Source organism: Paraburkholderia fungorum (assembly GCF_902833645.1).
In the GTDB taxonomy this organism is placed as follows: domain Bacteria; phylum Pseudomonadota; class Gammaproteobacteria; order Burkholderiales; family Burkholderiaceae; genus Paraburkholderia; species Paraburkholderia fungorum.
Genome location: NZ_CADFGE010000017.1, coordinates 20,528 through 46,990, shown reverse-complemented (window position 1 = coordinate 46,990; position 26,463 = coordinate 20,528). Strand labels below are relative to the sequence as shown.

Genomic DNA, 26,463 nt, shown 5'->3' with positions numbered 1-26,463 from the left:
TCTTTCTTAGGGACGCCTCCGGCTTCACCAGTCAGTACATTTTCAGGCCGTTTTTAAGCCGCTTTTCCATACCTTCGCGATCCGCTGAATCCCCCACCCGGCAAGGGATTGAGCGCCTTTCCGGGGACGGCCCGCGCGCACCGGGTTTGCACGATCCTCCGTCATCGTGCTATCATGTGCCTCGTTCCAACAGCATTTCACCTTCATTCGCGTTCTTTTCAGAGTGATTTACGCGTGCCATTTTGCGGTGCGCTGCCCCCTGAATCGGACAGTTTTTATACAAGAAGGCTTGTCGGTCGTTTCCCCGCTTGAACTCTGCATAAGCGGCAAATAAAGCACCGGCCTTTTTCGTTTCAAGCCTTCCAGCGGCGCGTGGGCCAGCTTTCAGCCACCCCAGCGTCCTCATGCATCTGCCCCCCTTCCACGGCCACGCAGATGCAACAGTCAGCACAATCTAGACGAGTGTTTTTTCGCGATTCGTTCGCGAGGCACGGGCGTTTTATTTTCTTTTCCACGCCCTCTTCTATCGCCTGCCGGCGAGGGAGACGCCATCGCGCTGCTCGCGAAACTGCACTTCCCCCAGCACCCGTGGCGGAACGTTCATGTGCGTTTGCATGAGTTTCGTCGCAGTCATTGGAGTTTTCACCTTGACCGCTTCCAGCAACGGCTTCTGGCGACACCACAAAGAAGAACAACGCCTCTCCCTCGACGACATCACCGTCGTCGACAAATCCCTCCTCAAGCGCGCCGTCGCCGCCATGGCGCTCGGCAACGCGATGGAATGGTTCGATTTCGGCGTGTACAGCTACATCGCTGTCACGCTCGGCAAAGTATTCTTCCCGTCGTCGAATCCATCCGCCCAGTTGCTCGCTACCTTCGGCACGTTTGCCGCGGCGTTCCTGGTGCGGCCGCTCGGCGGCATGGTGTTCGGGCCGCTGGGCGACCGCATCGGCCGTCAGCGCGTGCTGGCGATGACCATGATCATGATGGCGGCCGGCACCCTCGCGATCGGCCTGATTCCGAGCTATGCGAGCATCGGTATTTTCGCGCCGGTGTTGCTGCTGGTCGCGCGTCTCGTGCAGGGCTTCTCGACGGGTGGTGAGTACGGCGGCGCCGCGACTTTCATCGCCGAGTTCTCGACGGACAAGCGCCGCGGCTTCATGGGCAGCTTCCTCGAATTCGGCACGCTGATCGGCTACGTGCTCGGCGCGGGTACCGTCACACTCCTGACGGCGACGCTGTCGAGCGAGGCCCTGCTTTCCTGGGGCTGGCGTGTGCCGTTCCTGATCGCGGGTCCGCTGGGTCTGATTGGTCTGTATATCCGGATGAAGCTCGAAGAAACGCCCGCGTTCAAGAAGCAGGCTGAGCAACGCGAAGCCGAAGACAAGGCGCTCCCGAAGCAGTCTTTCCGCGAATTGCTGATGCAGCAATGGAAGCCGCTTCTGCTGTGCGTCGGCCTCGTGCTGATCTTCAACGTCACCGATTACATGGCGCTCTCGTATCTGCCGAGCTATCTGTCGGCCACGCTGCACTTCAACGAAACGCACGGCCTGTTCCTCGTGCTGCTCGTGATGGTGCTGATGATGCCGATGACGCTCGCAGCCGGCCGCCTGTCCGACACGATCGGCCGCAAGCCGGTGATGCTGTTCGGTTGCGTGGGTCTGTTCGCGCTGTCGATTCCCGCGCTGCTGCTGATTCGCATGGGCACGATGCTGCCGGTGTTCAGCGGCCTGATGATTCTCGGCGTGCTGCTGTCGTGCTTTACCGGCGTGATGCCGTCGGCGCTGCCGGCGTTGTTCCCGACGAAGATCCGCTATGGCGCGCTCGCCATCGGCTTCAACATTTCGGTATCGCTGTTCGGCGGAACCACGCCGCTCGTGACGGCCTGGCTGGTCGACAGCACCGGCAATCTGATGATGCCCGCCTACTACCTGATGGCTGCTTCGGTGATCGGTATCGTCTCGGTGCTGGCGCTGCGTGAAACGGCTCGCAAGCCGCTGCTTGGCTCGGGTCCGTGCGTGGCCACGCGTGCGGAAGCGCATGCGGTGCTGCGCGGCGAGCGTGAGGCGCAGGAGATGGACGAACGCTACGCAGCCACGGCTACGGCACGCGCCTGATCCTGGGTTGTGCGGCAGCCGATAGCCGGTTGCCGAACCAGTCACGCATGTCCCCAAACGGGTCGGCAGATTTGCCGGCCCGTTTTGTTATGTCACCAGCAAATCGAATGTCGCGCTTGCGTGCGCGCCTTCGATAACGAGCATGCCGGCGGAAATCGGCAACTTGAAACGCCTCGGCCCGGCACTCCCCGGGTTGATGAACAGCACGCCGTCGCGCTCGCTGATCGCGGGCTTATGCGAGTGTCCCGTCACGACCACGCCGATGCCTTCACCGCGCGGATCGTCGCCTACCTCGGCGATATCGTGCACGACGAGGATCGTCACCTGTTGCACAGTCAGCTTGACGTGTGTCGGCAACGAGGCGACCGGCCCGGCGATGTCGTTATTGCCGCGCACGGCGGTAAGCGGCGCGATCCTCGCGAGTGCATCGAGCACCGCCTGATTGCAGATATCGCCCGCGTGGATGATCGCATCGCACCCGGCGAGATATTGCAGAGCCTCGGGACGCACGAGGTTGTGCGTGTCGGAGATCAGGCCGATTCGGGTGGCGGTGGCGCTGCGGGTACGCGAAGTCATGATGCGAGTTCGAGCGCCGGCCACATGATCAAGCTTCCATCATGTGTTCGATACGCCGGTCGGGCACCAGCCACCACGCCGCGGCCAGTGCGTAGAGCGCGGCCGAGAGCCACGGCTGCACGAATGCCAGCACCATGCCCGCCAGATAAATGACGACCGAAACCTTGCCCTTGAAGTCGCTGCCGACCGCCTTGGCGATCGTCGACTCCGTGCCGTGCTCGCGGATCAGCGCACGCGTCAGAATGAAATACGCAATCGCCGACATGAACAGCACTCCGCCGTACATTGCGGCCGGCCACGCGGCGAGATGGCTTTCGCCGATCCAGTGCGTGACGGCCGGCAGCAGCGACAACCAGAACAGCAGATGCAGATTGGCCCAGAGCACCGCGCCGTTGACCTTCTGCACGGCATGGAACATGTGGTGGTGATTGTTCCAGTAGATGCCGACATAAATGAAGCTCAGCACGTATGCGCAAAACACGGGAATCACGGGGTGCAGCGCGGCGAGATCGTGACCCTCCGGCACCTTCAACTCGAGCACCATGATAGTGATGATGATGGCGATCACGCCATCGCTGAAGGCTTCGACGCGTCCCTTGCCCATCGGTCGGTTCCTGATTGTGTAGTCGAGATTGGAAGCCCGGTCAGGCTTCGTACGCCGCCGATTATCGGCGATGACAACCGGACTTGTCGAATACCGGCCACAGCGGCACGCGTCAGCGGATCAGCGCGCCGCGCTCGTTTAACAATTGACGAAGAATGCTGCGATGGCACCGATTTTCGTCCTCGCAGTAGCAGCCGACAGAAAAGTGCGTCGTTTGTGACAGTGCGGCAAGCAGGTCCAACACCTTACTGGCGTCGCCATCGTTCATCTGCGCGCGGAATTTTTTCGCAAATGCGCGCCACTCGGCGTCGCTCGCGGCCGCCTTCGCGTCTTTGATCAATTCCGCAGCGGGCGACAGATTAGGCAGCCACACGTCGTAATAGTCACGAGTCGCGAATTCCGTCCTGGGCACGCCGCGCGGCGGTCGCCGAACGGTGCCGATACGCAGCCCTTCGTCAGCGGCTCTCGGCGACCCGAGCTGGACGATGCTAATGCTCATGTTTTTTTCCTGATTCGTGGTGGAATCACAAGCGCCACGCCACGCTGCCTCGACCTCGGACCGGCACAGGGCCGATCCAGGGCCAACCGCAGGGCCAAACCCAAGCCCAAACCCAAAATCAATAAGCGCCGCTCGCCAGTGGTTCAGGTCACGCGAGCCTAGCGCTTCGTGCCTTTCATCGCCTCGATTTCCATGGCGGCTTGCCGCTCTTCGCTCGCCTCGATCGGATCCATCGACTCGTCGATCGAGGCCGCCGCACGTTCCGCGACATCTTTCGTTTCGTCGAAAACGGGATCGAATTCGTCGTCGTCATCGCCCGGCGGCTCCAGCATATCGTGCAGCATAGCCGCCAGTTCCGGCGTATCCCACTGCGCGCCCTGCTGCTTCTGCTTTTTTATGTAATGTCTCACCTCCGCGTCCTGCTCCGGGGTCAGCGGAAGTCCGCGAAACGTGCTTTGAGGGTCGGCATCATGCATGATCTCGCTCCAGGATACGTGCCAGTTCGAGTGTAATCCCGTTATGGTGACGTAATCTTCGTTATCGGTCACTGCCCATCAACCTGTCCGGCGACGCCTGACGCCGCCGGGCTGCGTCTGAACGCCGGTCAGCGGGGAACTTCCGGGGTGTAGACCGCCAGCCATACACTCGGCTCGGTGTCGCTGGTCCACGCCACCCGGTGCCGGCAATGCGCTTCGATCAGCACGTAGTCACCCGATTTCATCGGATGCGGCTCACGTTCGCCTTCGAATTCGAGGGTAGCCGCGCCGCTCAGCAGCGCGACCCACTCGGCGCGCGGACTGTCATACCAGAAGTCCGGCGGACTTGCGTGCCCTCTGGAGACGATCCGCTCGATGCTCACGCCGGCGTCTTCCACAAGCGCGTCGACTTGCTCGTCAGAGCTTGCCGGCGCGCCGAACTCGAAGAGATTGCCGCTGCCTGGACCGCTGCTTATGCATTTCATCGCTTGTGCTCCGGCTTGGTCTGCCACCTGCCACCTGCCGCCTGGGTCCGCGGTTGCGGCCGGGCGCACCGCTCATTTCAGTGGCTTGAGCCCGTCGAGCAAAGTCGGCACCAGTTCGCTGATGGTCGGGTGAATATGCATCGCGTATTGCAAGGTCGGATACGGCGCGCCGGCGGTCATGATGTCGATAAACGTGTGCAGCGCTTCGTCGCCTTCGATGCCGTGGATCGCGGCGCCAAGAATCTGCTTGCTCCCGGCGTCGACCAGCACCTTCATGAAACCGTCGGTCTCGCCGCGCTCACGCGCGCGGCCTACCCGCGTCATCGGCATGGTGGCGATCAGCGCATCGCGGCCGGCCTTGCGCACATCGGCCTCGGAGAGCCCGACACGCGCAAGCGGCGGGTCGACGAATACCGCATACGCCATGATGCGTGTGTCGACGCTGCGTGTGGCCCCGTCGAGCAGATTGCCTGCAACGATATGAAAATCATCGTAGGACGTGTGGGTAAACGCGCCACGTCCGTTGACGTCGCCGATTGCCCAGATGCCCGGCACGTTGGTGCGCAACTGGCCGTCGACGGGAATCGTGCCGTGCTTGTCCCGCGCGATACCGGCGGCGTCAAGGCCGAGATCGTCGGTATTCGGTTCACGCCCGGTGGCGAACAGCACGTGCGACGCTTCGAGCGCGGGAATGTTCTGCTCGAAGCCGATGCATATCTCGTTCTCATGATGCGGATGCGGCTCGACCCGCGAAGGTTGAGCGCCGAACATAAACTCGACGCCTTCGCGCGCCAGCACCTTCTGCACGGAATCGGCGAAGTCGGCATCCTCGCGCGTGAGTATGCGTTCACCGCGCACCAGCACCGTCACCCGGCTGCCGAAACGGCGAAAAATCTGCGCGAATTCGAGCGCGATATAGCTGCTGCCGACAATCGCCAGATGGTCCGGCAATTCCGTCAGTTCGAGCAGATTGGAGTTGGTGTAGTAGCGAATTCGCTCGATCCCGTCGAGCGGCGGCACAACTGCGCGCGTGCCGGTATTGATGAAGATTTCGTCGGCGCTGAGTTCGTGGAGCACGGCGCCATCCGGGCCGCTGACGGTAAGCGTATGTGCGCCGGTGAAGCGTGCGTGGCCGTTGAAGACGGTGACATTGTCGGCGCCGCGCAGCCATTTCTCGACGCCGTCGCGCGACTCGCCGATGATCCTGTCCTTGCGTGCCTTGACCGCCGCCAGATCGACGCTCACCGCGCCGCCCACCTGTACGCCCAACTCCGCGGCATGACGCGCCACGTGGGCCGCGCGAGCGCTCGCCACATACGATTTGGTCGGCGTGCAACCGACATTCACACAGGTCCCGCCGAAAGCCGCCCGTTCGATGACCGCGGTTTTACGCCCGCTTTGCCCAAGGCGCACGGCGAGCGGCGCACCGCCTTGTCCGGTGCCGATCACGACTGCGTCGAAATGCTGTGGCATGGCAAATCTCCCGAGGCTGGGATGCTGGTCGTAGCATCTTACGCTCAGCGCCTCGACTTGCCTTTATCGTCGTTTCGATCGTTTTCGTTGCGCGGTGCGGGTCTGGTGGCGCGCGCGTGCCGATTGACAGAGATTGCGTCTGACGGAGGGTATTCAGGCGTGGCAGTGCACCGCGCAGATCAATTCGCGCGAACGTTGCAGCGCGGCTTGCGCACCGCGCGTCGCGACAACCCAACCGACCTGCCCGAGGTTGAAATCCTGCGACACCATCACCTGCATGAGGGCGACCATCGGCAGCACCACCGATGGCCGGTAAAGCTGGTTCTTGATCAAGGCGGGTAGAACGGGTCCCATTGCGGCTCCCATCGCGCGAGGCCGCTTCGGCACGGCGCGGAAATAACATTCGATGGGAGGATTGTAGGGAGACCGGACGCGCGGATAAATACCGGGAACGCGAAGGCACTTGTTCGTCAATCTGAACAATCGGATCGGGGCGCGCGTGGCAGCAAGGTTGTTGTATAGCCCGCCGTATTACCCCGCCCGCCGGCGTGGTTTTCAGCGTTTGCAGCCATGGCCGCAAACGCCAGAACAGTCATGACGCGCCGGCCATCCCCACTTGCGCGTCACATAAACTACGCGCATAAGCACTCGCGCCGACCGGCCGGCTGTAAAAATACCCCTGCTGCTTGTCGCAAGCGATCCCTCGCAAAAACGCCGCCTGCTCCGCGGTCTCCACACCCTCGGCAGTGACATTCATGCCGAGCGAATGAGCCATCGCCACCACCGCCTGGGTGATCGCGATCGAATCGCGATGATCCGGCAACCCGGCGACGAAGGAGCGGTCGATCTTCAGGTTATGCAGCGGAAACCGCTTCAGGTACGACAGCGACGAATAACCGGTGCCGAAATCGTCGACGGAAATCCGCACGCCCATCGCGCTCAACGCACTGAGCATCGGCAGGACAGCATCGCTGTCGCTCATCAGAAGCCGCTCGGTGATCTCCAGCTCCAGCGCGCCCGGCTCGAGTCCGGACTGCTCGAGACAGCGCTCGATCCGCTCCACCAGCCCGCCTTTGAACTGCCGGGGCGAGAGATTCACTGCAACGATCAAATCCGGCGCGAGCGTGCGCCGCCACTGCGCGGCCTGCTCGCAGGCGCGGGCCAGCACCCAGGCGCCGATCTCGACGATCAGGCCGGCATCCTCGGCCACGGGGATGAATTCCACCGGCGAAACATTGCCCAGGTCGCTGTTGTACCAGCGCAGCAGCGCTTCGGCGCCGATCGTGCGGCCGCACTGACTATCGACGATCGGCTGATACACGAGGCTCAGTTCGTCGGTAGCGAGCGCGCGCCGCAAGGCCTGCTCGATCATGAAGCGGCGTTGCAGGCGCTGATTCAATTCGGCCGTGAAGAACTGAAAATTGTTACGGCCGCATTGTTTCGCGTGATACATCGCGGAGTCGGCGTTACGCATCAGCGTGGGCACGTCCTGGCCGTCTTCGGGAAACAGACTGATGCCGATCGACGCGCCCATGTAGTACTCGTTGTCCGCCACCGCGAACGGCACCGCGATCGTGTCGAGAATGCGCTGGGCGAGCGCGATCAGCTGAGCGGTGTTTTCGTATGCGCTGACCACGATCACGAACTCGTCGCCGCCCACGCGGGCGAGCGTGTCACCGAAAGCGACACACGCCGACAACCGCTGCGCCACGCTGCACAGCAACGCATCCCCCGCCTCGTGACCCGCGGTGTCGTTGACCTTCTTGAAGCCATCCAGATCGACGAACAGCACGGCCACGCGCGCCAGTTCGCCCATCCCGGCCATGCCCGCCGGCGCGAACAGATCGCGCATCCGCTCGGCGAGATAGGCGCGGTTGTAGAGCCCGGTCAGCGGGTCGCGGGTGGCCAGAAACTTGAGCTGACGTTGTGCTTCGCGCACCGGGCCGATGTCCGTAAACGAAATCAACACCGAACTGGGTTCGCTATCGCCCGGTTTGATGATCGGTACGACATTCTCAGTAATCCAGATGACATCGCCGCCGATCAGTTCAAGGCCGATCGTGACGCCGAGCAGAGGCTTACCGCTTGCCAGCACCCGGCTAGTGGGACGAGCGGCCTCGGTGACGATGGAGCCATCCTCGTGATACGCCCGCACCATCACCGTCAGAATGTCGCGGCCGATCAGTTCGGTGCTTGCCCGCAGAATACGTCGCGCACTCGGATTGCAGGCCAGCACCACGCCGTCGCGCGCCTGCACGATGATCCCCTCGTTCAGATGGTCCACGACCAGCCGGTGATGCTCCTCGCTGCGTGCAAGGCGTTGCGCCATGGCGTCCTGGTGAACGGCGAGACCGACGCTGTGGCTGATGTCATAGAGTATTGCCGCCTCTTCGGCGCTCGGCCGGCGCGGCGTGCGGTGATAGACCGCGAACGCGCCCAGCACGGTGCCGGAATCGTTTTCAAATGGCACCGACCAGCACGCGCGCAAGCCGAGCGGTAACGCGAGGTGCCGGAAATCGTCCCACAGCGGATCGGTTTCGATGTTCTCGACGGTCACCATGCGCCGCTCGAACATCGCAGTGCCGCACGAGCCTGCCCCCGGACCAATCGCGACGCCGTCGATCGCGGCACTGAAATGTGCCGGCAGCGAAGGCGCGCCGCCCACGCGTGCGCGCACGCCGTCCGCATCCAGTAGCAGGATCGAACAGACTGCGCCTTCGCCAAGCAGCGTTTCCGCGCGGCGGCATACTTCATCGAGCAATTCCGGCAGCGGAGTATTGCGGGTAATCAGCCGCAACACCGTCCGCTCCGAAGCCAGCACACCCTCGGCCCGATCCGGCCCGTAGCGGGTGCTCTCAGGCGTTGCTCCCATCGCGTAATCTGATGTCGCTTCGCGTGTCATTTGTGCGCCCCCTAACCCGACATCGGCAAGTTAGTGTACGCGGCGCACCGGGGTTTACGCGAGGGCAGCGCACTTTAATCGCGGTGCATAGCGCGAAATACTTCGCGCCGGGCGGCTACCTCGCCAGCCAATGCAGCAACGGCGCCACCAACACGGTGAATCCAGTGATCGAGCCCGCCGTCAACGCCAGCCCTGCCAGATGGGCGGACAGCACTGCACGGGCATCGAGCGGAGTGGCTCGCGCGTGTGAATCGCGCACAACAGGCGCGGCCGTCGAACCGCTTTCAGCCGCCCTACTGTTGGCGCCGCCACGGTTGAACGTGCCGTGGCCTGATGTGCCATACGCACTCACTTCAGACTCGCGACGCCCGGCCGCGCGAGATGCAGCACCTCGTAGACCGTGCGGCCCGCGGTGGAGACCGGCGCCGCCGACGACAACGTGAGACGGATCAGCTTCCAGTTGGCGACATCGAGCGCGGAGACCACGGCGACCGTATCGTCCTGCTCCGCGATGCGGCGATTCTCCTCAGTCAGCGCGGCACGCAACTCGGCGCGGTTGTCCTGCTCGCCGATCGGCTGTTCGTCGCGATACAAGGCGAGCGCCCGCTGCGCCGGCCCCTTGCGGGCGTCGAGCGGCAACCAGGTTTCGACCTCGGGCCGGCCGAAATCGTCGATCACGTTCTGAAAGCGCGAGCCCATGAAAAAGTCGGCGGTTTGTCCGGCGTCGAGCCACAGGTACACCGCGGAATAGACGTTCGCCGTAGCGCCATAGCGGCCCCGCTCACGGACGACGAAGGCCTTGAAACCCAGACCTTCGGTGTCGTCCCACAGCGGGCCGCGCCGCGTCGCGCGTTCGCGGATGATTCCCATGTCATAGGTGGACGGCAGACGGTGCGAATATTGTTTGGCAAGCATGGCGAACTCCTCTTCGTTTCGACTGGTAAGGAGCTTGCGCCGCCGCGATCATTACAGCAAGATATGGTGATTTATATCTGCAATAAAGTTTCAATATGTCAATCCTCTCCCGTCCTCTCGATCTGGATGCGATCCAGGCCTTCGTGCTGGTGGCGGATCTCGGCAGTTTCACGCGCGCGGCCGAAGTCATGGACACCTCACAAGCCGCGATGAGCCTCAAGCTCAAAAGGCTCGAAGAGCGTCTGGGCTACCGCTTGCTGGAGCGCACACCGCGGGTGGTCAGGCTCTCGCCGCGCGGCGATGTGTTCATCGGCGCCGCCCGGCAATTGCTGCTGGCTCATGAACGCGCCCTGGCGGGAAGCGCCGCCGACACGCCGGAACGCCGGCTCAAGCTGGGCATCAGCGATCACGTGGCCGGACCGAATCTGCCGGCCTTGCTGGGACGGCTCGCGGCTTACGATCCGCTGCTCGTCATCGAGGTACGCATTGCCGCGTCGCGCGACGTGCTGGCGTGGTTCGAGCGGGGTGAAGTGGACGCGGCAATCGGCCGCCGCGAGGGCGACCGCAGCGATGGACAACTGCTGGCCGAGGAGCGGCTTGGCTGGTTCGCCGCGCCGGGCTGGCAACATCGCGAGGGGCAGCCGCTGAGGCTAGCGACGCTCGCTGCGCCGTGCGGGATTCGCGCGATTGCGACGGATGCGCTCGATACGGCCGGGATCGCGTGGACCGAGGTATTCGTCGGCGGTGGCGTGATGGCGGTGGGCGCCGCCGTCAGCGCGGGACTTGCCGTCGCCGCACTGGCGCAGCGCGTGGCGCCGGCAGGTGCGATCGAGGTCGGCGAGCAACTCGGCCTGCCGCCGCTGCCGACCTCGAAGGTGGTATTGCATACGCGGCTGAGCGATCCGCGCTCGCAGGAAACCTTGCGAGCCGTCAGCTCGGCGTTTCTGAACGCGGCGTACTGAGGAGCACGTGTGGGCCGGATAGACCGGCCCCGGATACCTCAGCCGTTTCCACCTCCAGGGGGTCTGCCTCCGCCGCCCTGTGACGGCCCACTTGGGCGATTATTCCCGCCGCCTTGCTGGCCACCCGGTGGACGCCCGCCTGGCGGACGGCCACCTGCGTTGCCCGGCGGCTGACCACCCGGTGGACGGCCTCCCGCATTGCCCGGTGGCTGACCACCCGGCGGACGGCCACCTGCATTACCCGGTGGCTGACCACCCGGCGGGCGGCCTCCCGCATTACCCGGTGGCTGACCACCCGGCGGACGGCCACCTGCATTGCCCGGTGGACGGCCACCCGCGTTGCCCGGCGGCCGATTACCTGGCGGGCGACCGCCAACATTCCCGGGTGGCGGACGGCCCCCCGCATTCCCCGGCGGCGGTCCGCCTGGCGGACGGCCTCCTGGCGGCCGTCCCGCACCGGGCCTTGGCGGCGGAGGCGGCGGATGATTCGCCCAACGCGAGCGCTGGTTGTACCACGGCCGGCCGCGATAATAATTGCCCCAATAAGTCCCGATCGAGAAGGTCACGATCGGCAGGCCGATCACCGTGCCGTAGCTCATCACCGGCACATTGCTGCCCTGATAGGGATAGCTGAGCCGCCCTGCGTAGACCCAGCCACGCAGATTCGGCGCGGCGACGTCACACCATTGGTAACCGCTGATACAACCCATCACGGTCACGGGCACCCCACCCGGCAACTGCGTCACGACGGGGTAGTCTCTGGCAGGCCCGGCGCGCACATTGACGCTGCTGTTCGTGTAGGCCTGCGACTGCGCTGAAGCCACTGCGGGCAAGGCCAGCAGGCCGGCCGCCGCGTATAGCCATGGCATGAGGTGTTGTTTCATTGCTCCTCCCGTTTTTCGCGTCCCGCATTGGCGCGCATGACTTGGGGTGGCCCATGCAAGGCAAGATTTGGTAATCACCCACCCGAATTCACGCTGTTCTCGGGCATCTGTACTCCGGCGACCCGGTCGATCATCCATTGCATGAAAAACCCATGCGCTGCCGAGACCACGATGAAAATTTTCCGCCCCCTCCTTGTCGCCGCACTGATGCTCACGTATCTGCCCGCTCACGCTACCAGCTTCGACTGCAAGCGGGGACGCTCGCTCACCGAACGGATCATCTGCAACGACCCCGCGCTCTCGAAGCTCGACGACACGCTTGGACAACTGTACTGGAAAGCACGGCGACGGGTCACCGACCGTCGCGCGTTTCTCACCGACAGTGACAGCAAGTGGGCGTGGCGGGAAGCGAATTGCCGCGACGCCGGGTGTCTGGGGACGTGGTATGCGACGCGAATCGAGGAGTTGCAGCGGCTGATCGAAAGCATGCGAACCGGCGCACCGGATACCCCCGCGGAACCGGAGCTCCGGCGCAAAGCTGTCATGCCCGCGCTACAGCAAAGCGAAACCGCGATGCTGCGATGCACCGCGGCGAATCCGGGGATCGTCGTGAACGACCAGTGCTCCACCGTCATCAGGCAGAGCAGCGGCCGCTGGAAATATCAGCCGCACGGTAGCGACTGGTTCTGCGGACTGGCGATGCTCTCGTCGACGAACGAGCAATAACACTACCTCGCGCTCCAGAATCTCCGCTGCACCGCCATCACCTCGGCCTCCACCTCGGCCACCGGGCCGATCACCTCGACGGGTTTCTGGCAGTGGTCGAACACGTAGCGGCAATCCACGCTCATGGTCGGATTTTCGGCGTGATCGCCGGTCGCCTCCAGCAGGCGTTTCTCGGTCATGCCGAACACGACGCGGCCGATGTTGGCCCAATACATCGTGCCGGCGCACATGCAGCAAGGTTCGACCGATGTGTACAGCGTGCAGCTCCACAAGTACTCCGGCGTGAAGTTCAGCGCCGCCACGCGAGCCAGCACCGACTCGGCGTGATTCACCGTGTCGACATTGCCCTGCTCCATCAGCACGGTCTCCTGATCCGGGCCGATCAGCACCGCGCCGAACGGATGATGCCCCAGCAGCGTCGCCCGTTCGGCTACCCGGCTCGAATGCCGCAAATGCCGCACGATCTGCTCGTGGGTCGGCGTTAAACCCTGCGGCGGATAAGTCGGCGCCGCACCTGCGGCGCCGGCATCGGTCAGAACGGTAAGGCTCACGGGCGATCTCCCTTAATAATAATAGTTAGGCAACCGTATCAATCAATTACTTCGGCAACGAGCCGTCCACCCCTTGCACGAACCAGTTCAGGCGCAACAGTTCCGCATCGCTCAGCGACTTGCCCGCGGCGACCTTCACCGCGCCCGATTGATCCGTAATCGGACCCGCAAACGGATTGAACTTGCCCGAGATGATGTCGTCGCGCTTCTGGTTCAGCGCCTTTTGCGCCGCCGGCGATACCGCGTCCGTGTTGATGTCGGCCAGATCGATCGCCTTCTCTTTCAGCCCCCACCATACCGGCGAGTTGTTCCACGTACCCGACATCACCTGCTGCACCAGATGCGAGTAGTACACGCCCCAGTTGCTCACGCATGCACCCAGTTGCGCGTTCGGCCCGAACTTCTTCATGTCGGAGTCCCAACCGAATGCATGCACTTTCTTCTGCTCGGCCGTCTGCATCGTCGCCGTCGAATCGGTGTTCTGGATCAGCACGTCGGCACCCTGGCCGATCAGCGTCTCGGCGGCCTGCTTTTCGCGGCCCGGATCGAACCAGCTATTGATCCACACGACCTTCACGCGCGCATTCGGGTTGACCGAGCGTGCGCCCATGGTGAACGCGTTGATGTTGCGCACCACCTCCGGCACCGGTACCGAGCCGACAAACCCAAGTGTGTTCGACTTCGTCGTATAACCGGCGACCAGCCCGGCCAGGTAAGCGCTCTGATAGGTCCGCACGTCATAGGTGGCGAAGTTGGCGGCCTTCTTGTAGCCGGTCGCATGCTCGAATACCGCGTCCGGAAAATCCTTGGCGACCTTCAGCTCGAAATCCTGAAAGCCGAAGCTCGAGCCGACCACGATCTTGTTGCCCTTGGACGCCAGGTCGCGAAACACCCGCTCCGAATCCGCCGACTCCGGTACGTTCTCGACGCGCGTCACCTTGATCTTGTCGCCGAATTTCGCCTCGATCTCTTTCACGCCCTGCTCGTGCGCATAGGTCCAGCCGGCGTCGCCCGGATTGCCGAGGTAGACGAAGGCGATGCCAAGCGGCTGTGTGCTCGCGGCTGTCGCCGTCGCGGCGCTGAACGCGAGGGACGCGCCGAGCGCGGCGGCGAGAACGGTCCGGACGGTTTTGATGCGCAGTGAGTGATTCAGCACTCTCGCCAGCGTTGCTTTCATGAATTCTCCGAAAAGGGTTTCCAGGTGCCTGCCACAGCGCGGGTGTGTCCCGGGCAAGGCACCAGCATAAGGGGCCATATTCGAAGGTCAATTTCAGCACAAAAAATATTTCCCGTTATCTCGCCCATAACGGAATTCGTATCTTGATAAGCGCAAAACCCGTTTGGGATCGGCGTCCGAGCCTGCCGCGAAGTCCTCGCACCGAATTGCACTGCGATTCAATGAAGCTGCGGCGGCGGGTCAATGGGGTCAATGGGGTCAATGGGGTCAGCGGGGTCAGCGGGGTCAGCCTGATCACCGTCAGCGAACAGATCCGCGCATAAGCCCTGGCCAATCTCGCTCAGCCGCGCGGTTCCGGTGCCCTCCTCGTTGAACGTGGTGTCCACCAGACCGCCGTCGGTCAGCGCCGTCAACTGCCGCCGCAAGGCGCTCATGGGCACGTCGGCCTGCTTGGAAAGCTTGGCCAGCGACCACACGCCGCCCGGCGTTTCCTGATACGCGCGCCACAACTGCGCCAGGATGGCGAGCAGCACCGGATCGAGTTCGTTGTCTTCCATCGTGAATGTCTCCTCGTTTTTTCTGAAGCCCGTCTCAAACCTGCCTCAAACCTGCCTCAGCGCTGATCTGCCTCAGCGCTGATTCAAACCTCTTTCAAACCCTGGCGGCTCACGCCCACCATGACACGACGCTATCGCGCCATCTGCGCCACCAGTTCACCCAGCGTCTTCAATGCCGCCTCGGTCTGCGCCGTCCACGGATAGCTGTAGTTGAGCCGCATGAAATGGCGAAAATCGTCGCGCATCGAAAACATCATGCCCGGCCCGATCGTAATGCTGCGCGCGAGCGCCGCCTGATAAAGCCGCATCGAATCGACCCTTTCGGGCAACTCCACCCACAGCACGTAGCCGCCTTGCGGTGTCGACATGCGTGTGCCCGCCGGAAAAAACCGCTGCACCATCGCCATCATGATGCTCGCCTGTTGCCGGTAGAGCTTGCGCACGTGCCGCAGATGCCGGTCGTAACCGTCCTGCCGAAGATAATCGGCGACGGCGACTTGCGGCACCGAAGGCGTGGTCAGCGTGTTCAGAAACTTCAGCTTCTCGACCTGCGCACGATAGCGCCCGGGCATCGCCCAACCGATCCGGTACGACGCGGTCAGGCTCTTCGAAAACGACGCGCAATGCAGCACCAGCCCTTTCGTATCGAAGTTCTTCAGGGTCGACGGCCGCGCCTCGCCGAAGTACAGCTCCTGATAGACGTCGTTCTCGATGGCGGGGATCTCATGCGCGGCGAGCAGTTCGACCAGTTGCCGCTTGCGCGCGTCCGGCATCTGGAAGCCGAGGGGATTCTGAAAGTTCGGCATCACCATGCACGCAGCGATCTTCTGCCGGCTGATGATCTCGGCCAACGCCTCGATATCGATGCCGTGAACCGGATGCGTCGCCACTTCGATGGCACGCATGCCCAGACGCTCGATGGCGTGCAGCATCGCGTAATAAGTCGGTGACTCGACGGCAACCGTATCGCCTGGCCTCGCGACCGCCTGCAAGCTGAGATTGATGGCCTCTGTCGCGCCGAGCGTAATGACGATTTCGTCCGGGTCGACCGGCACACCGTTCTCGGCATAGCGCCGCGCGATCTGGCGAATCAGCTCGGGATTGCCGGGCGGCAGGTCGTCGATCAGATTCCAGCTCGCGTGGCGCCGGGCGATCGCATTCGCGTACTGGTTGATGCGCCGCCACGGGAATAGCGACGGATCGGGGTACGGCGAGCCGAGCGGCACGGCGTCGTGCGCACGGATGCTGCGCAGGGTCGACAGCACGAGACGACTCACGTCGACCGTGGCGGCGACCGGTGGCGTAAGGGCTGCCGGCTGGCGGTTCAGGCGCGGCTCGTCGAGCGCGGCCGTCGTCGCTACCGCGTCACGCACGAAATAGCCCGACTGCGGCCGGGTCTCGACAATCCCCCGGCTTTCCAGCAACGCGTAAGCGTGCAGCACGGTCTTGATGCTGACGCCGTGCTGCAGGCTCGCCTGCCGCACCGACGGAATCCGCTCGCCCGCCGCGAAGACACCGCGGCGCACGGCTTCGGTCATTTCATCAGCGAGTTTTTCGTACAGTTTCAAGGACCTGGCTCAAACAAACGCGTGCGCGGGAACGCCAGTCTATGACAAATATCAAACAACTGTATCCCTCTCCTTTCCGATTTTCTGTATGCTGCGGCGCTTTTGGAACACAGTAGGCTTCCATGCATCGGCATAAAAGCCTCGTCCAGGCCACATCAGGCCGCAAGATCATGAAGAAACCCGAAGCTCGCATCGAACCGTATACCCACCCCGCCGCCGGCTGGGGCGCCCTCAAATACGTCGCCCTCAACCTGCTCAAGGAAAAAGTGACGGGCGGCGACTACCGCATGCTGTTCAAGCAGAACCAGCCGGACGGCTTCGACTGCCCGGGTTGCGCGTGGCCGGACCGCGAGCATGCGTCGACCTTCGAGTTCTGCGAAAACGGCGTCAAGGCCGTGGCGGCTGAGGCCACCAGCAAGCGCGTGACGCCGGCTTTTTTCGAGGCGCACACGGTTGAAGAACTGATGGCGCAGTCGGATTACGAGCTCGAACAGCACGGCCGCCTGACCGACCCGCTCGTCTACGACGCCGCGCGCGACCGCTATGTGCCGATCGGCTGGGACGAAGCGTTCGATCTGATCGCCGATCATCTCAAGCGCCTCGACAATCCCGACAGCGCCGCCTTCTACACGTCGGGCCGCGCCAGCAACGAAGCCGCCTTCCTGTACCAGTTGTTCGTGCGCATGTACGGCACCAACAACTTCCCCGATTGCTCGAACATGTGCCACGAAGCGACCAGCCGCGGTTTGCCGCACACGGTCGGCATCGGTAAGGGTACGGTCACGCTCGACGATTTCGAGCACGCCGATACGCTGCTGATTTTCGGCCAGAATCCGGCCACCAACCATCCGCGCATGCTCGGCGAGCTGCGCGAGTGCGCGAAGCGCGGCGCGACCATCGTGTCGATCAATCCGCTGAAGGAACGTGGGCTCGAGCGCTTTGCCAGCCCGCAGCATCCGGTCGAGATGATCACGATGGGCAGCACGAAGATCAGCTCCGTGTTCATCCGGCCGAAAGTCGGCGGTGATTTCGCGCTGATCAAGGGCGTTGCCAAACGCGTGATCGAACTCGACGACGAAGCGCTGGCCTCGGGCCTCGAACGTGTGCTCGACGTCGCGTTCATTGCCGAACACACGGTGGGCTTCGATGCCTTCGCCGACGACTTGCGCGCCGAAAGCTGGGACACCATCGTCGCGGAATCGGGCGTGCCGTTTGAAGACGTGCTGAAGCTCGCCGATATCTACGTAAAGGGCCGCGCGGTGATTTCGACGTGGGGCATGGGCCTAACGCAGCACAAGAATTCCGTGCCGACAGTGCAGATCCTCTCGAACCTGATGATGATGCGCGGCAATATCGGCCGCCGCGGCGCCGGCCTGTGCCCGGTGCGCGGTCACTCGAACGTGCAGGGCGACCGCACGGTCGGCATCGAGGAAAGGCCGACTCAGGCGTTTCTCGACCGGCTCGGCGAAGTCTACGATTTCGAGCCGCCGCGCGAGCACGGCCTCGATGTCGTCAACACGATTCAGGCGATGCTCGACGGCAAGGTGAAGGTGTTCATCGGCCTCGGCGGCAATTTCTCGATCGCGACGCCGGACACGCCGCGCACATGGGAAGCCATGCGCTCATGCGAGCTGACCGTGCACATCACGACCAAGCTGAACCGCAGCCACCTCATACACGGACGCGATGCGCTGATTCTGCCGACGCTCGGACGCACCGAAATCGATCTGCAAAATGGTGTGGCGCAAGGCGTGAGCGTCGAGGATTCGATGAGCATGGTGCACATCTCGTACGGCATGAACAAGCCGGCTTCGGAGAATCTGCTCTCGGAAATTGCGATCGTCGCGCGCATGGCGCACGCCACGCTCGGCAGCGGCAAGGTCGACTGGCTCGCTCAGGCAGCCGACTATGCGTTGATTCGCGACGGCATCGCGCAGGTGATCGAGGGCTTCCAGGATTACAACGAACGCCTGAAGCGCCCGGGCGGTTTTCACCTGGGCGTGGCGTCGCGCGAGCGGATCTGGAAAACGCCGAGCGGCAAGGCACAATTCCTCGTGCACGCCATCGACGTCGACACGCCGATTCATCAGGCGCGCGCGGAACACGGCGAGCGTCTGATGACCTTGATGACGACGCGTTCACACGATCAGTACAACACGACGATCTACGGCCTCGACGACCGTTACCGCGGCGTATATGGACAGCGGCGCGTGCTGTTCGCCAACAAGGACGATCTGGCGATGCTGGGTTTCGCTGCGGGCCAGCGCGTGGATATCACGAGCGTGTGGGCCGACGGAATCGAGCGCCACGCGGCCGGTTTCCTGCTGGTGGAATACGACATTCCGCGTGGGTGTCTTGGCGCTTACTATCCGGAAACGAATCCGTTGGTGCCGCTCTCTTCAGTTGCCGATGGCGCGGGGACGCCGACTTCGAAGTCGATTCCGGTGTTGTTGACGGCGTCGGCGGTCGTTGAAGCGGTTGCTGCCTGATGCTCCTGATGCGGAGCTTCGGACGACCGTTCGTACGCGCCGCCCGACATTGCGCATCTTAAGCCTGGCGCTCAAGTCTGGTTTTTCGTCAGATCGCGATACGTGAGATACAGACGCAGATCGAATTCGATCTGGTGGTAGCCCGGTTGCATGAATTCGCAGAGGCGGTAGAACGCCTTGTTGTGGTCGCTTTCCTTCAAGTGAGCAAGTTCGTGCACGACAATCATTTTCAGGAATTCCGGCGCAGCCTCCCTGAATAGCGAAGCGATGCGGATTTCTTTTTTCGCCTTCAGCTTGCCGCCCTGCACGCGCGAGATGCTCGTGTGCAGGCCGAGTGCGTGGCGCACAACGTCGAGCTTGCTATCGTAAATGACTTTGTCGATTTGCGCGCCGTTGCGAAGGTGATCGCGCTTGAGCTCCGAGCAGTATTCGTACAGGGCCCGGTCTGTCTGCACCTGATGCGTGTCGGGGTACCGCTTCGCGAGGTAAGCGCCGAGTTGTTCGTCGGCGATCAGCTTTTTGACTTTTTCCTGCAGCCCGGCTGGGTAGCCTGTCAGGTATTTCAGGTGTTGCATGGTAATGGTGTATGGGTGTTCGCTTGTGACGACGGCCTCGCGGCGACGGACCTTTGTTGAGCCGAATTCAACCGCGATTAGCTTCGCAATCCGTCCACAGGCGCAGCGGATCCCGGTGAAGCGGATATTGCGTGTCGAGCCACGCCGACAGTCGTGCCCAGTCAGGGTGGTTGGTCCCGGTCTTCGCGGACCACGTCGACGACCTCTCGAGAATCTGTCCGCTCTCGCGATCACGGACAAGCAGACTGCCAAGACCGCTCGAACTGTTCTCCTGCGTTTCGACACGATATCGTGGCAGAAGTCTCACTTCAGCATCTCCTGCCCAGCCGTATACAGCCCGGACCACGCCAGTTGCGTCCTTTAACTCCACTGCACCGCTGGGTGGCCGCGCAGCCGCCCAGCCTTCGGGAAATTCCGCCACAACCTCATTGCCGCTTTCCCGGACCCATTTCATACGCCAGGCGCGCTCCATTGCATCGCGCACGTGCGACGCCGATTCGTAGCCCGGCGGCAACTCGATCGCGGCAGGCAAGGTAACGAGGTTATCTTTCCAAAGCTTTGCCTCGCCGCGATCGCGTCGATCGGTTGGTCTGGATACGTCTTCTCCGAACGGGTTATCAGGCCGGCTAGCGAGACGGGCGCCGCCTTGCTGCAGGTCGGGGAAAAGACCGTCGGCATCACGACGCGTTAGTTTTGGTTTTCCGTTTTTCATGGTGTTCCGCTAAAAGGCGCTCTCGAGAACGACCAATTTACCTTAAACATGGGGACGCTCCGCGTAACGGCAACACCGATACGTCGAGGTCCGCCTGAGCGAGGACGGAGGAAAAGGAATCCTTGTCCAGCCAGTTCCGGCTCGACGCGATCGAAGTCGAACGACAAATTGCAGTTTCGACAGGTCCCCATAGGGCGGCCTCCATCGGTATCTGCGAGGAATTCTCGTATGAAGGATACTAGCCCCTGGCCGACAGTCCGGCGCAAGAGGATCAGTGCTGCCCCGCATTCAGGAGCAGCCCGATCTGTCGCGTGGGCGCGCCTGCGAGAATGCGTGCAATCCTGTCCCACATGGCTGTCTCCATTGTGACCGTTCGTGATCGTCGATGAATCGTAGCATGCAGCAGCCGATCGATGCGGATCTCGCTCCCGACACGACTACGCAGCCGCTCCGCAGCGGTCACGGGTATTCAGCACACTCACTAAATTACGACGCGCTTGAGGCGGTGCGTCCCCGCGCCGCCCGTTGAGCGAGACCTTTTTCTGCGGCCAACGGCGAGACTCTTGATAAGCACTCGACGTAAACCGCCTCGGTACGGGCCGCGAAAGTCTGCAATGAAAACTCCGCCTCGCTTTTGGCACGTGCAGCGGCGCCAGCGCGCTCGACCTCGGACGGATTGCACAGCAGCAGCATGAGAAGCTGCGCGATGTAGCCGTGCCCGCCTGGCGGGACCAGCCACCCATCCTCGCCAGGGGTCACGTTCTCGGGCAAGCCACCGGTGTCGGAGACTATCACCGGCTTGCCCATCGCCATCATTTCCCGGCACGCGAACGACAGCGTTTCCCGCTGCGAGAGCACGAAGCCCACGTCCATAAGCGCTACCGCCGGCCGAACGTCCCGAAGCATTCCGGTGTAGGTCACCTGCCTCGTCATCCCCAGTGCGGCCACCCTCGAGCGCTGGGTTGCATCGGGTAATTGCCCCGCGAGAACAATATGGACGCGCTTGCGTAGTGAATCGGGCAACATGGCCACCGCGGTCACCATGTCCAGCCAGCCTTTGTTGTCATCCATGCCTGCAACGCTGCCGACCACCAGCGCATCCTCTGGAATCCCAGGCAAAAAGCGGCTTCGAATCCTGCTAACGGCGGCAGCACTCACAGGGGCGAAGCGCCCGAGATCGATACCGTGCCTTACAACCCGATTGACCTTGCGTCCATAGACTGTTTGCGCCAACCGGCGACGTGTGTACGCTGAAACGCAAATGACCGAATCGGTCCCCAACTTACCCTTGAACCAGGTGGTCACCCCCCGCGCAGGAAGATCATTGTGTTTTGTAAAGACGATACACGGGCTGTCTCTACCCAATCCCATCGTAGCGAGCATCGCGATGCGATGATCTGCCGAGCCATTGACGTGGACGATATCGAAACCGTGCTTTTCGATCAGACGACGCAGCGCCAGCCCGGTTCCGATCATCGACGTCAACGTATTGCGAAATCCCATCGCGACGACTTCGACGCCGGGAATCTGCCTCGCGTACAGATAGAGCCGGCTTGAGCGGGGCGCCGCAATTGTCACACGGTGGCGCGGCCCTAGTGCTGCTGCCAGATTCAGGATATAGGTGGTATGACCGCCGCCGTCGCCCGTATGAAAATTGGTGTAGAGAATCTTCATAACCGCATGTCGCCTCAAAAATTTCCGAATGGTTCGAGCCAGTCGTACCCTGGCCCACACTGCGTGCTGATAACGCAGTGTCTACGCACCGGCTCCGCTCGCAACGTCAGGCCGCAGCCAGGCGCCCGACATGACAATCATCGACAGCAGCTTGAGCGTATTGCCGTAGTAGTCGTTGTTTTCCAGGCTCTGGTCGCGCAGGTTTTGCCAGATCGCGTTCAGCCATTGCTGGTTGTCCGCATGAATCATCGCCGACACACCTAACGCGGAAACAAATGCCAGGCTGTTCTTGCCCTCAGCCGTGACAGGCACGCCATTCAGATGGTAGGTGCTGGCGAACGACGCGGGGTCGTCACCCGTGGTGGATCGCGCCCAACGGTTGAACGTGCCGAGTACATCGAACGCACGCGGTTCGCCGTATAGCAGATAATCCATCCCGACCCGCCACGGATAGCGAGCCGCGTTCCACGAATACTCGCCGTCCCTCCGGTCTCCAACCAGACCTGGCTTCGCCGGCTTGGGCTGTCCGTCGAGGTGGGCGACAAAGTCCGGCATCAACGCGGTATTCGGGCTGTAGCGCTGCTGGATATCGCCGACGATCACATAGGTTCGATCCCGGACCGCGAGCCATCTTGCATCGCCGCTGTCGGAGAAGAATGCCTTCAGATGCGACTGCATGAAATCGGATGACCGTGTCGTGTACTCGATCGCCCGATCGCCATCCGTCCCGGCCCAATCACCGATCATCAGATGTTTGCCTGTGGGGTGCACTTCATACTGCAGAATGGCTTGCATCACTGCCCGCGCTTCCTCGCGATAGTTGATGGCGCCATCGCTACCCCATTGCCGGTCGGCCAGCAACAATGCATACGCGATGTCCAGATCACCGTCGGTCGCGCTGATTTTCCCGCGGAACCTTCCTCCCGCGTCGACGCAACCCTCCACCTGATTCCAGGCCATCAGATGCGGGCTCGACTGGGCCGGGTGGTCGTGGAAATACCGGACCATACCGTCGAAGACGTTGCGAGCGTCGTCGTCATGTGCCGCCATCATGACGGTGATCAACATGCCGTAACCGTGAGCTTCCGATACGGTTATTGTCTTAGGCGCCGTATCGCCGCCAACGGGTCGGTGATCCGCATTGACCTTGACGAAATAGCGCCCGTCTCCGCATTCCTGCACCACGTACCTGGCTTTCCAGGCTTTGTAGAATGCCTGCAACTGGCTATCGCGCTCAGCCGCTGAAATGTGGTCGGGCAGAATCGAGCCCGTGACATAGGGTTGTGCCATCAAGCCTTTCTGCACGCTGCGCTTTCCCGCTTCGGATCTGGCAGTGGCATCTTCCCCGCCGCCGCAGGCACCGAGGCACACTGTTGCACAAAGGATCATGAGCTTTGATTTGATATCCCGCATGAGCTTCCTGGTCGGTTCGTTGCAGATAAATTGTGCGAGCGTGGCGTCAACATCTCAGCCAGCGCACAACGTCTGAAACGAGCATAAATGACAGTCACACGCGGTGTTGTCACCGCGAGTAACAGCGCACGCACCGCGGGGTCATGCGGGCGACGGCAGGGCCACGCGGAAGCACGCACCGCCCAACGCACTGGTTGAAATGCCAATGCTGCCGCCTTGCAAAAAGACTGCCCGCCGCACGAGGGCAAGTCCAAGCCCGAATCCCCCTCTCTCCTCGCCACCATGAGCGAGCCTGACGAAAGGTTCGAACACGCGTTCGCGATCTTCCGCGGCAATGCCGGGGCCATCGTCCTCGACCTCCAGGATCATCTGCCGGGTCGCGTCGAGGCAAGCGCTCACCAGGACGTGAGAACGACCGTGCGCAACCGCGTTCTCGAGCAGATTGCGGGCGATCAGATGCAGCAGATCCCTGTCGCCCGTGAACTGGAGATTTTCAGGTTGTGCGGTGACTTCGATCACGAACCCTTTGTCCTCGACATTCATGCGCTCTTCGCGCAGCCATGTCAGAACCGCGATCGGTTCACGGGCGATGCGCGCCGGTGCATCGTTCAGTCTGGCGAAACGCAGACTCGCACGTATGAGCGATTCGAGTCGGTCGACATCCAGTTGCAGTCGTTCTTGCAAACGGCTCCGGGTCGCCACGTCCTCGCTCCTGCCAAGCAGCATCATGGCAAAGCGCATTCTTGCGAGAGGGGTACGCAGCTCATGCGAGACCGCTTGCGACACCTCCTTGTGACGCTCGTTCATCGCAGACAGGTCTTCGACGTGCCTGCGCATGGCGAGCATCAGCGGCATCCATTCCCTGTCGACGGCGGGCAGCATCACGGCCGGCGACCGCACCATGTCGGCAAGACAGCCAGCGATCGCCTGCAAGTCGCGGCACCATCGTCGCTTGCGCCGCCAGGCAGCGAGCGAAAAACCCACGATGGGAGCACTCGCGGCTACCGCGGTCAAAAGAAAAACCGGAGAACGTAAAACATCCGCCAGCGCAGCGCTGCCCCACATCGGTCCGAACTGGATCAGCGTGTCGTTGTCGAGTGCGAAGTACGCGATCTCCTCGTCGCTGGTCTGCGCGGCCTGCTGATGCAGGAGCATGGTGCGCGCTTGCGGCGAAAGTTCAACGCTGTCGGTCGCGACCAGCTCGACCGGATACTGGAAGTGTTGACGTAGCTGTATCAACCGCTGCTCGCGCTGCGCCGCCGACAGCGGTCGAAGTTGCTCCGCAAGCAGGTAGCCGGGACCGGCCATCAACTGGCGGAAACTGTATTCGCTGATGCCGACCGCAGTGGAGGCCGACAGCCACAACAAACCAAGGATCGAGCCAGTCCATCCGATGCCGATCACAATGATCGACCAGCGCCTCAGTGACAACCTCATGGACTACTCCTCGCCCGATATCTCGGCAAACAGATAGCCCTGCGTAGTGATGGTGCGGATCGACACCGGGCAATGCAGGTTCGCCAACTTTTTCCGCAGCCGGGACACGCGCATATCGATTGATCGATTGAGACCGTCGTACTCCACGCCGCGGAGGTTCTGCAGCAATTGGTCCCGATTGAGCGGCGTGCCGGCATGGCGAGCGAAAATCGCCAGGAGGTCGAACTCCGCCGCCGAAAACGCGACGGCTTTATCGTCCAGCCAGGCCCTGCGAGCACGGAGATCAAGCCGGAAACGCCCAAACGTGTGATCGAACACCTGGCCGGGCCTGGGACGGCGAACGTCCCTTCGCAACAGGGCGCGAATGCGGGCCACGAGCAATAGAGGCTCGATCGGTTTGACGACAAAGTCGTCGGCGCCGACATGGAAGCCCATCAGCTGTTCAACGTCCTCGTCCAGTGCCGTCATCATGAGAATCCGCCCCGAATAGGAGGACCGAATCTCGCGGCACAGGGAGAATCCATCCATGCCCGGCAGCATGACGTCCATCACGAGCAGATCCGGGCGTACGGCATCGATCATCTTCACCGCCACATCACCGCGGTGAGCAATCGCAACCTCGAAATTTTCGGAGCGCAAAAACTCAGCCGTCAGTGCTGCGAGCGGAAGGTCGTCTTCGATCAACAGGAGCGTGTCTGGCATAGCGGCGCAGCGTCCATGGTGCAGAGAATCCTCATAGACGCACGCTCTTTCCGAATTCCCTTAGTTGCTTGAACCAGTAGTAAGCGGCGCCCCACTGCGGATGTTGATAGCGGCGTACTTTCCGCGCCAGCCACTCCCCGTTCTTGCCGTTGTCCGCCATGCGATGTATCTCGTATGGATTGCTACCCGGACTATTGCGACGAGTATTCCTCGTTGTGTACAGGTATTCGAAACCGGCGGCTCGTGCAGCCTCGATATAGTCGTCGTCGTAATAGCCTTCAGGCCAGCAAAGATGCGTCGATACCGTACCCGTGCGCTCGGTCAGAATACATCTGGATATCTCGATGTCCTCTGCGATGCGATGCCGCTTGCTGACCGGATCACCGCACTGTATGTCCCAGCGCACATGAGTGTGCGTGTGGCTGTGGAACTCGAACGTTCCGGCCTTTCGCATGAGTTCGATCTCGCTCCAGCGCACCGTGACATCGTCCGCGCGACCGTCCAGGACGCGTTGCTCACACTCTGCGTGCGACATGCTCTTTGCCACGCCTGTGGTCATGGCGGATCGAACAGGACCGTCGTGTATGCGACCAGTCACGAGAAACATGACGGCATTGAAGCCGTAGCGCTCGAGACAAGGATGCGCATGAATATAGTTGTCCAGGTATCCGTCGTCGAATGTCAAAAGAATCGACCTATCAGGCATGGGCTCACCGTGCAGGAAGCGCGCGAATTCGTCCGCGGTGAGCGTGACATATCCATTGCGTGCCAGCCAGTTCATCTGTGATTCGAAACACTCGGGTGAGATGTTCAGCGCGCCATTCGACTCTGAAACATGGTGATACATCAGTACCGGCAGCGAGCGCGCGAACGATTCGATCGACGATTTCATCTACTATGAAATTCCAGATTTTCAGAGCGATTACCAGGCGGAAATCCAGACCTCTTTGTTGATGAGATCAGGCAAATCGACTATGAATGTCTTCGGT

Annotated in this window: 26 protein-coding genes; 4 read left to right on the top strand and 22 right to left on the bottom strand. The window is 62.2% G+C overall.

Annotated features, from left to right (window positions below):
• Positions 1 to 172: 172 nt before the first annotated feature.
• Entirely contained in the window at positions 173 to 406 is a 234-nt protein-coding gene (locus HWX91_RS36325) for a hypothetical protein (RefSeq protein WP_127837937.1), read from the bottom strand.
• A gap of 208 nt (positions 407 to 614) precedes the next feature.
• Here HWX91_RS36325 and proP point away from each other — a divergent pair, with 208 nt between their 5' ends.
• A complete protein-coding gene (proP, locus tag HWX91_RS36320; RefSeq protein WP_244144184.1) occupies positions 615 to 2,117 on the top strand; it encodes a glycine betaine/L-proline transporter ProP in 1,503 nt (500 codons plus the stop codon).
• Between the two features lie 87 nt (positions 2,118 to 2,204).
• On the opposite strand, the gene HWX91_RS36315 is transcribed toward proP, so the two are convergent.
• The 9 genes from HWX91_RS36315 to HWX91_RS36275 all read right to left on the bottom strand — a co-directional run bounded on the left by HWX91_RS36315 (position 2,205) and on the right by HWX91_RS36275 (position 10,047).
• The gene (locus HWX91_RS36315; RefSeq protein ID WP_028199456.1) at positions 2,205 to 2,693 is read right to left on the bottom strand and encodes a metallophosphoesterase family protein; all 489 of its coding nucleotides are present in this window, start codon (positions 2,691 to 2,693) and stop codon (positions 2,205 to 2,207) included.
• Between the two features lie 28 nt (positions 2,694 to 2,721).
• The gene (locus HWX91_RS36310) at positions 2,722 to 3,297 is read right to left on the bottom strand and encodes a TMEM175 family protein (protein ID WP_028199455.1); all 576 of its coding nucleotides are present in this window, start codon (positions 3,295 to 3,297) and stop codon (positions 2,722 to 2,724) included.
• A 112-nt stretch (positions 3,298 to 3,409) separates the two neighbouring features.
• The gene (locus HWX91_RS36305) at positions 3,410 to 3,796 is read right to left on the bottom strand and encodes a DUF488 domain-containing protein (protein WP_028199454.1); all 387 of its coding nucleotides are present in this window, start codon (positions 3,794 to 3,796) and stop codon (positions 3,410 to 3,412) included.
• A gap of 158 nt (positions 3,797 to 3,954) precedes the next feature.
• Positions 3,955 to 4,272 carry a hypothetical protein gene (locus HWX91_RS36300; RefSeq protein WP_028199453.1) on the bottom strand — a complete coding sequence of 106 codons (318 nt, stop codon included), beginning with the start codon at positions 4,270 to 4,272 and terminating at the stop codon, positions 3,955 to 3,957.
• 128 nt (positions 4,273 to 4,400) lie between these two features.
• A complete protein-coding gene (locus tag HWX91_RS36295) occupies positions 4,401 to 4,757 on the bottom strand; it encodes a cupin domain-containing protein (protein WP_028199452.1) in 357 nt (118 codons plus the stop codon).
• A 72-nt stretch (positions 4,758 to 4,829) separates the two neighbouring features.
• Complete coding sequence (locus HWX91_RS36290) at positions 4,830 to 6,230, bottom strand: FAD-containing oxidoreductase (protein ID WP_028199451.1); 1,401 nt, start codon at positions 6,228 to 6,230, stop codon at positions 4,830 to 4,832.
• Between the two features lie 153 nt (positions 6,231 to 6,383).
• A complete protein-coding gene (locus HWX91_RS36285; protein WP_028199450.1) occupies positions 6,384 to 6,584 on the bottom strand; it encodes a hypothetical protein in 201 nt (66 codons plus the stop codon).
• 238 nt (positions 6,585 to 6,822) lie between these two features.
• The gene (locus HWX91_RS36280; protein WP_028199449.1) at positions 6,823 to 9,132 is read right to left on the bottom strand and encodes a putative bifunctional diguanylate cyclase/phosphodiesterase; all 2,310 of its coding nucleotides are present in this window, start codon (positions 9,130 to 9,132) and stop codon (positions 6,823 to 6,825) included.
• 348 nt (positions 9,133 to 9,480) lie between these two features.
• Positions 9,481 to 10,047, bottom strand: coding sequence for a DUF4865 family protein (locus HWX91_RS36275; protein WP_028199447.1), 567 nt, complete (start codon positions 10,045 to 10,047; stop codon positions 9,481 to 9,483).
• 101 nt (positions 10,048 to 10,148) lie between these two features.
• Between HWX91_RS36275 and HWX91_RS36270 the strand changes: the two genes are divergently transcribed.
• Positions 10,149 to 11,009, top strand: coding sequence for a LysR family transcriptional regulator (locus HWX91_RS36270; protein WP_200898848.1), 861 nt, complete (start codon positions 10,149 to 10,151; stop codon positions 11,007 to 11,009).
• A 38-nt stretch (positions 11,010 to 11,047) separates the two neighbouring features.
• Here the strand turns inward: HWX91_RS36270 and HWX91_RS36265 are convergent, their stop codons facing one another.
• Entirely contained in the window at positions 11,048 to 11,893 is an 846-nt protein-coding gene (locus HWX91_RS36265) for an SH3 domain-containing protein (protein WP_042276591.1), read from the bottom strand.
• 171 nt (positions 11,894 to 12,064) lie between these two features.
• On the opposite strand from HWX91_RS36265, the gene HWX91_RS36260 reads away from it, so the two are divergent.
• The gene (locus HWX91_RS36260; protein ID WP_028199444.1) at positions 12,065 to 12,619 is read left to right on the top strand and encodes a lysozyme inhibitor LprI family protein; all 555 of its coding nucleotides are present in this window, start codon (positions 12,065 to 12,067) and stop codon (positions 12,617 to 12,619) included.
• Between the two features lie 2 nt (positions 12,620 to 12,621).
• Here the strand turns inward: HWX91_RS36260 and HWX91_RS36255 are convergent, their stop codons facing one another.
• From HWX91_RS36255 to HWX91_RS36240, 4 genes are all read right to left on the bottom strand, one after another.
• A complete protein-coding gene (locus tag HWX91_RS36255) occupies positions 12,622 to 13,170 on the bottom strand; it encodes a nucleoside deaminase (protein WP_028199443.1) in 549 nt (182 codons plus the stop codon).
• A gap of 46 nt (positions 13,171 to 13,216) precedes the next feature.
• Positions 13,217 to 14,347, bottom strand: coding sequence for a BMP family ABC transporter substrate-binding protein (locus HWX91_RS36250; protein WP_028199442.1), 1,131 nt, complete (start codon positions 14,345 to 14,347; stop codon positions 13,217 to 13,219).
• 218 nt (positions 14,348 to 14,565) lie between these two features.
• On the bottom strand, positions 14,566 to 14,904 hold the full coding sequence (locus HWX91_RS36245) for a helix-turn-helix domain-containing protein (RefSeq protein ID WP_028199441.1): 339 nt from the start codon (positions 14,902 to 14,904) through the stop codon (positions 14,566 to 14,568).
• Positions 14,905 to 15,035: 131 nt separating this feature from the next.
• Positions 15,036 to 16,472: an aminotransferase-like domain-containing protein gene (locus HWX91_RS36240; protein ID WP_028199440.1), complete on the bottom strand. Its 1,437-nt coding sequence runs from the start codon at positions 16,470 to 16,472 to the stop codon at positions 15,036 to 15,038.
• Positions 16,473 to 16,642: 170 nt separating this feature from the next.
• On the opposite strand from HWX91_RS36240, the gene HWX91_RS36235 reads away from it, so the two are divergent.
• Entirely contained in the window at positions 16,643 to 18,961 is a 2,319-nt protein-coding gene (locus HWX91_RS36235) for an FdhF/YdeP family oxidoreductase (protein WP_028199439.1), read from the top strand.
• Positions 18,962 to 19,032: 71 nt separating this feature from the next.
• On the opposite strand, the gene HWX91_RS36230 is transcribed toward HWX91_RS36235, so the two are convergent.
• From HWX91_RS36230 to HWX91_RS36200, 7 genes are all read right to left on the bottom strand, one after another.
• Positions 19,033 to 19,536: a M48 metallopeptidase family protein gene (locus HWX91_RS36230; protein WP_028199438.1), complete on the bottom strand. Its 504-nt coding sequence runs from the start codon at positions 19,534 to 19,536 to the stop codon at positions 19,033 to 19,035.
• A 67-nt stretch (positions 19,537 to 19,603) separates the two neighbouring features.
• Positions 19,604 to 20,248: a hypothetical protein gene (locus HWX91_RS36225; RefSeq protein ID WP_028199437.1), complete on the bottom strand. Its 645-nt coding sequence runs from the start codon at positions 20,246 to 20,248 to the stop codon at positions 19,604 to 19,606.
• A 486-nt stretch (positions 20,249 to 20,734) separates the two neighbouring features.
• A complete protein-coding gene (locus HWX91_RS36220; protein ID WP_063627893.1) occupies positions 20,735 to 21,922 on the bottom strand; it encodes a glycosyltransferase in 1,188 nt (395 codons plus the stop codon).
• Positions 21,923 to 22,003: 81 nt separating this feature from the next.
• A complete protein-coding gene (locus HWX91_RS36215; protein WP_102857501.1) occupies positions 22,004 to 23,212 on the bottom strand; it encodes a family 8 glycosyl hydrolase in 1,209 nt (402 codons plus the stop codon).
• A 264-nt stretch (positions 23,213 to 23,476) separates the two neighbouring features.
• Positions 23,477 to 24,772: a sensor histidine kinase gene (locus tag HWX91_RS36210; protein WP_028199436.1), complete on the bottom strand. Its 1,296-nt coding sequence runs from the start codon at positions 24,770 to 24,772 to the stop codon at positions 23,477 to 23,479.
• A 3-nt stretch (positions 24,773 to 24,775) separates the two neighbouring features.
• Positions 24,776 to 25,474: a response regulator gene (locus HWX91_RS36205; RefSeq protein WP_028199435.1), complete on the bottom strand. Its 699-nt coding sequence runs from the start codon at positions 25,472 to 25,474 to the stop codon at positions 24,776 to 24,778.
• Positions 25,475 to 25,505: 31 nt separating this feature from the next.
• Positions 25,506 to 26,366 (bottom strand): polysaccharide deacetylase family protein, encoded by an 861-nt coding sequence (locus tag HWX91_RS36200; protein ID WP_028199434.1) that lies wholly within the window; start codon positions 26,364 to 26,366, stop codon positions 25,506 to 25,508.
• Positions 26,367 to 26,463 lie beyond the last annotated feature (97 nt).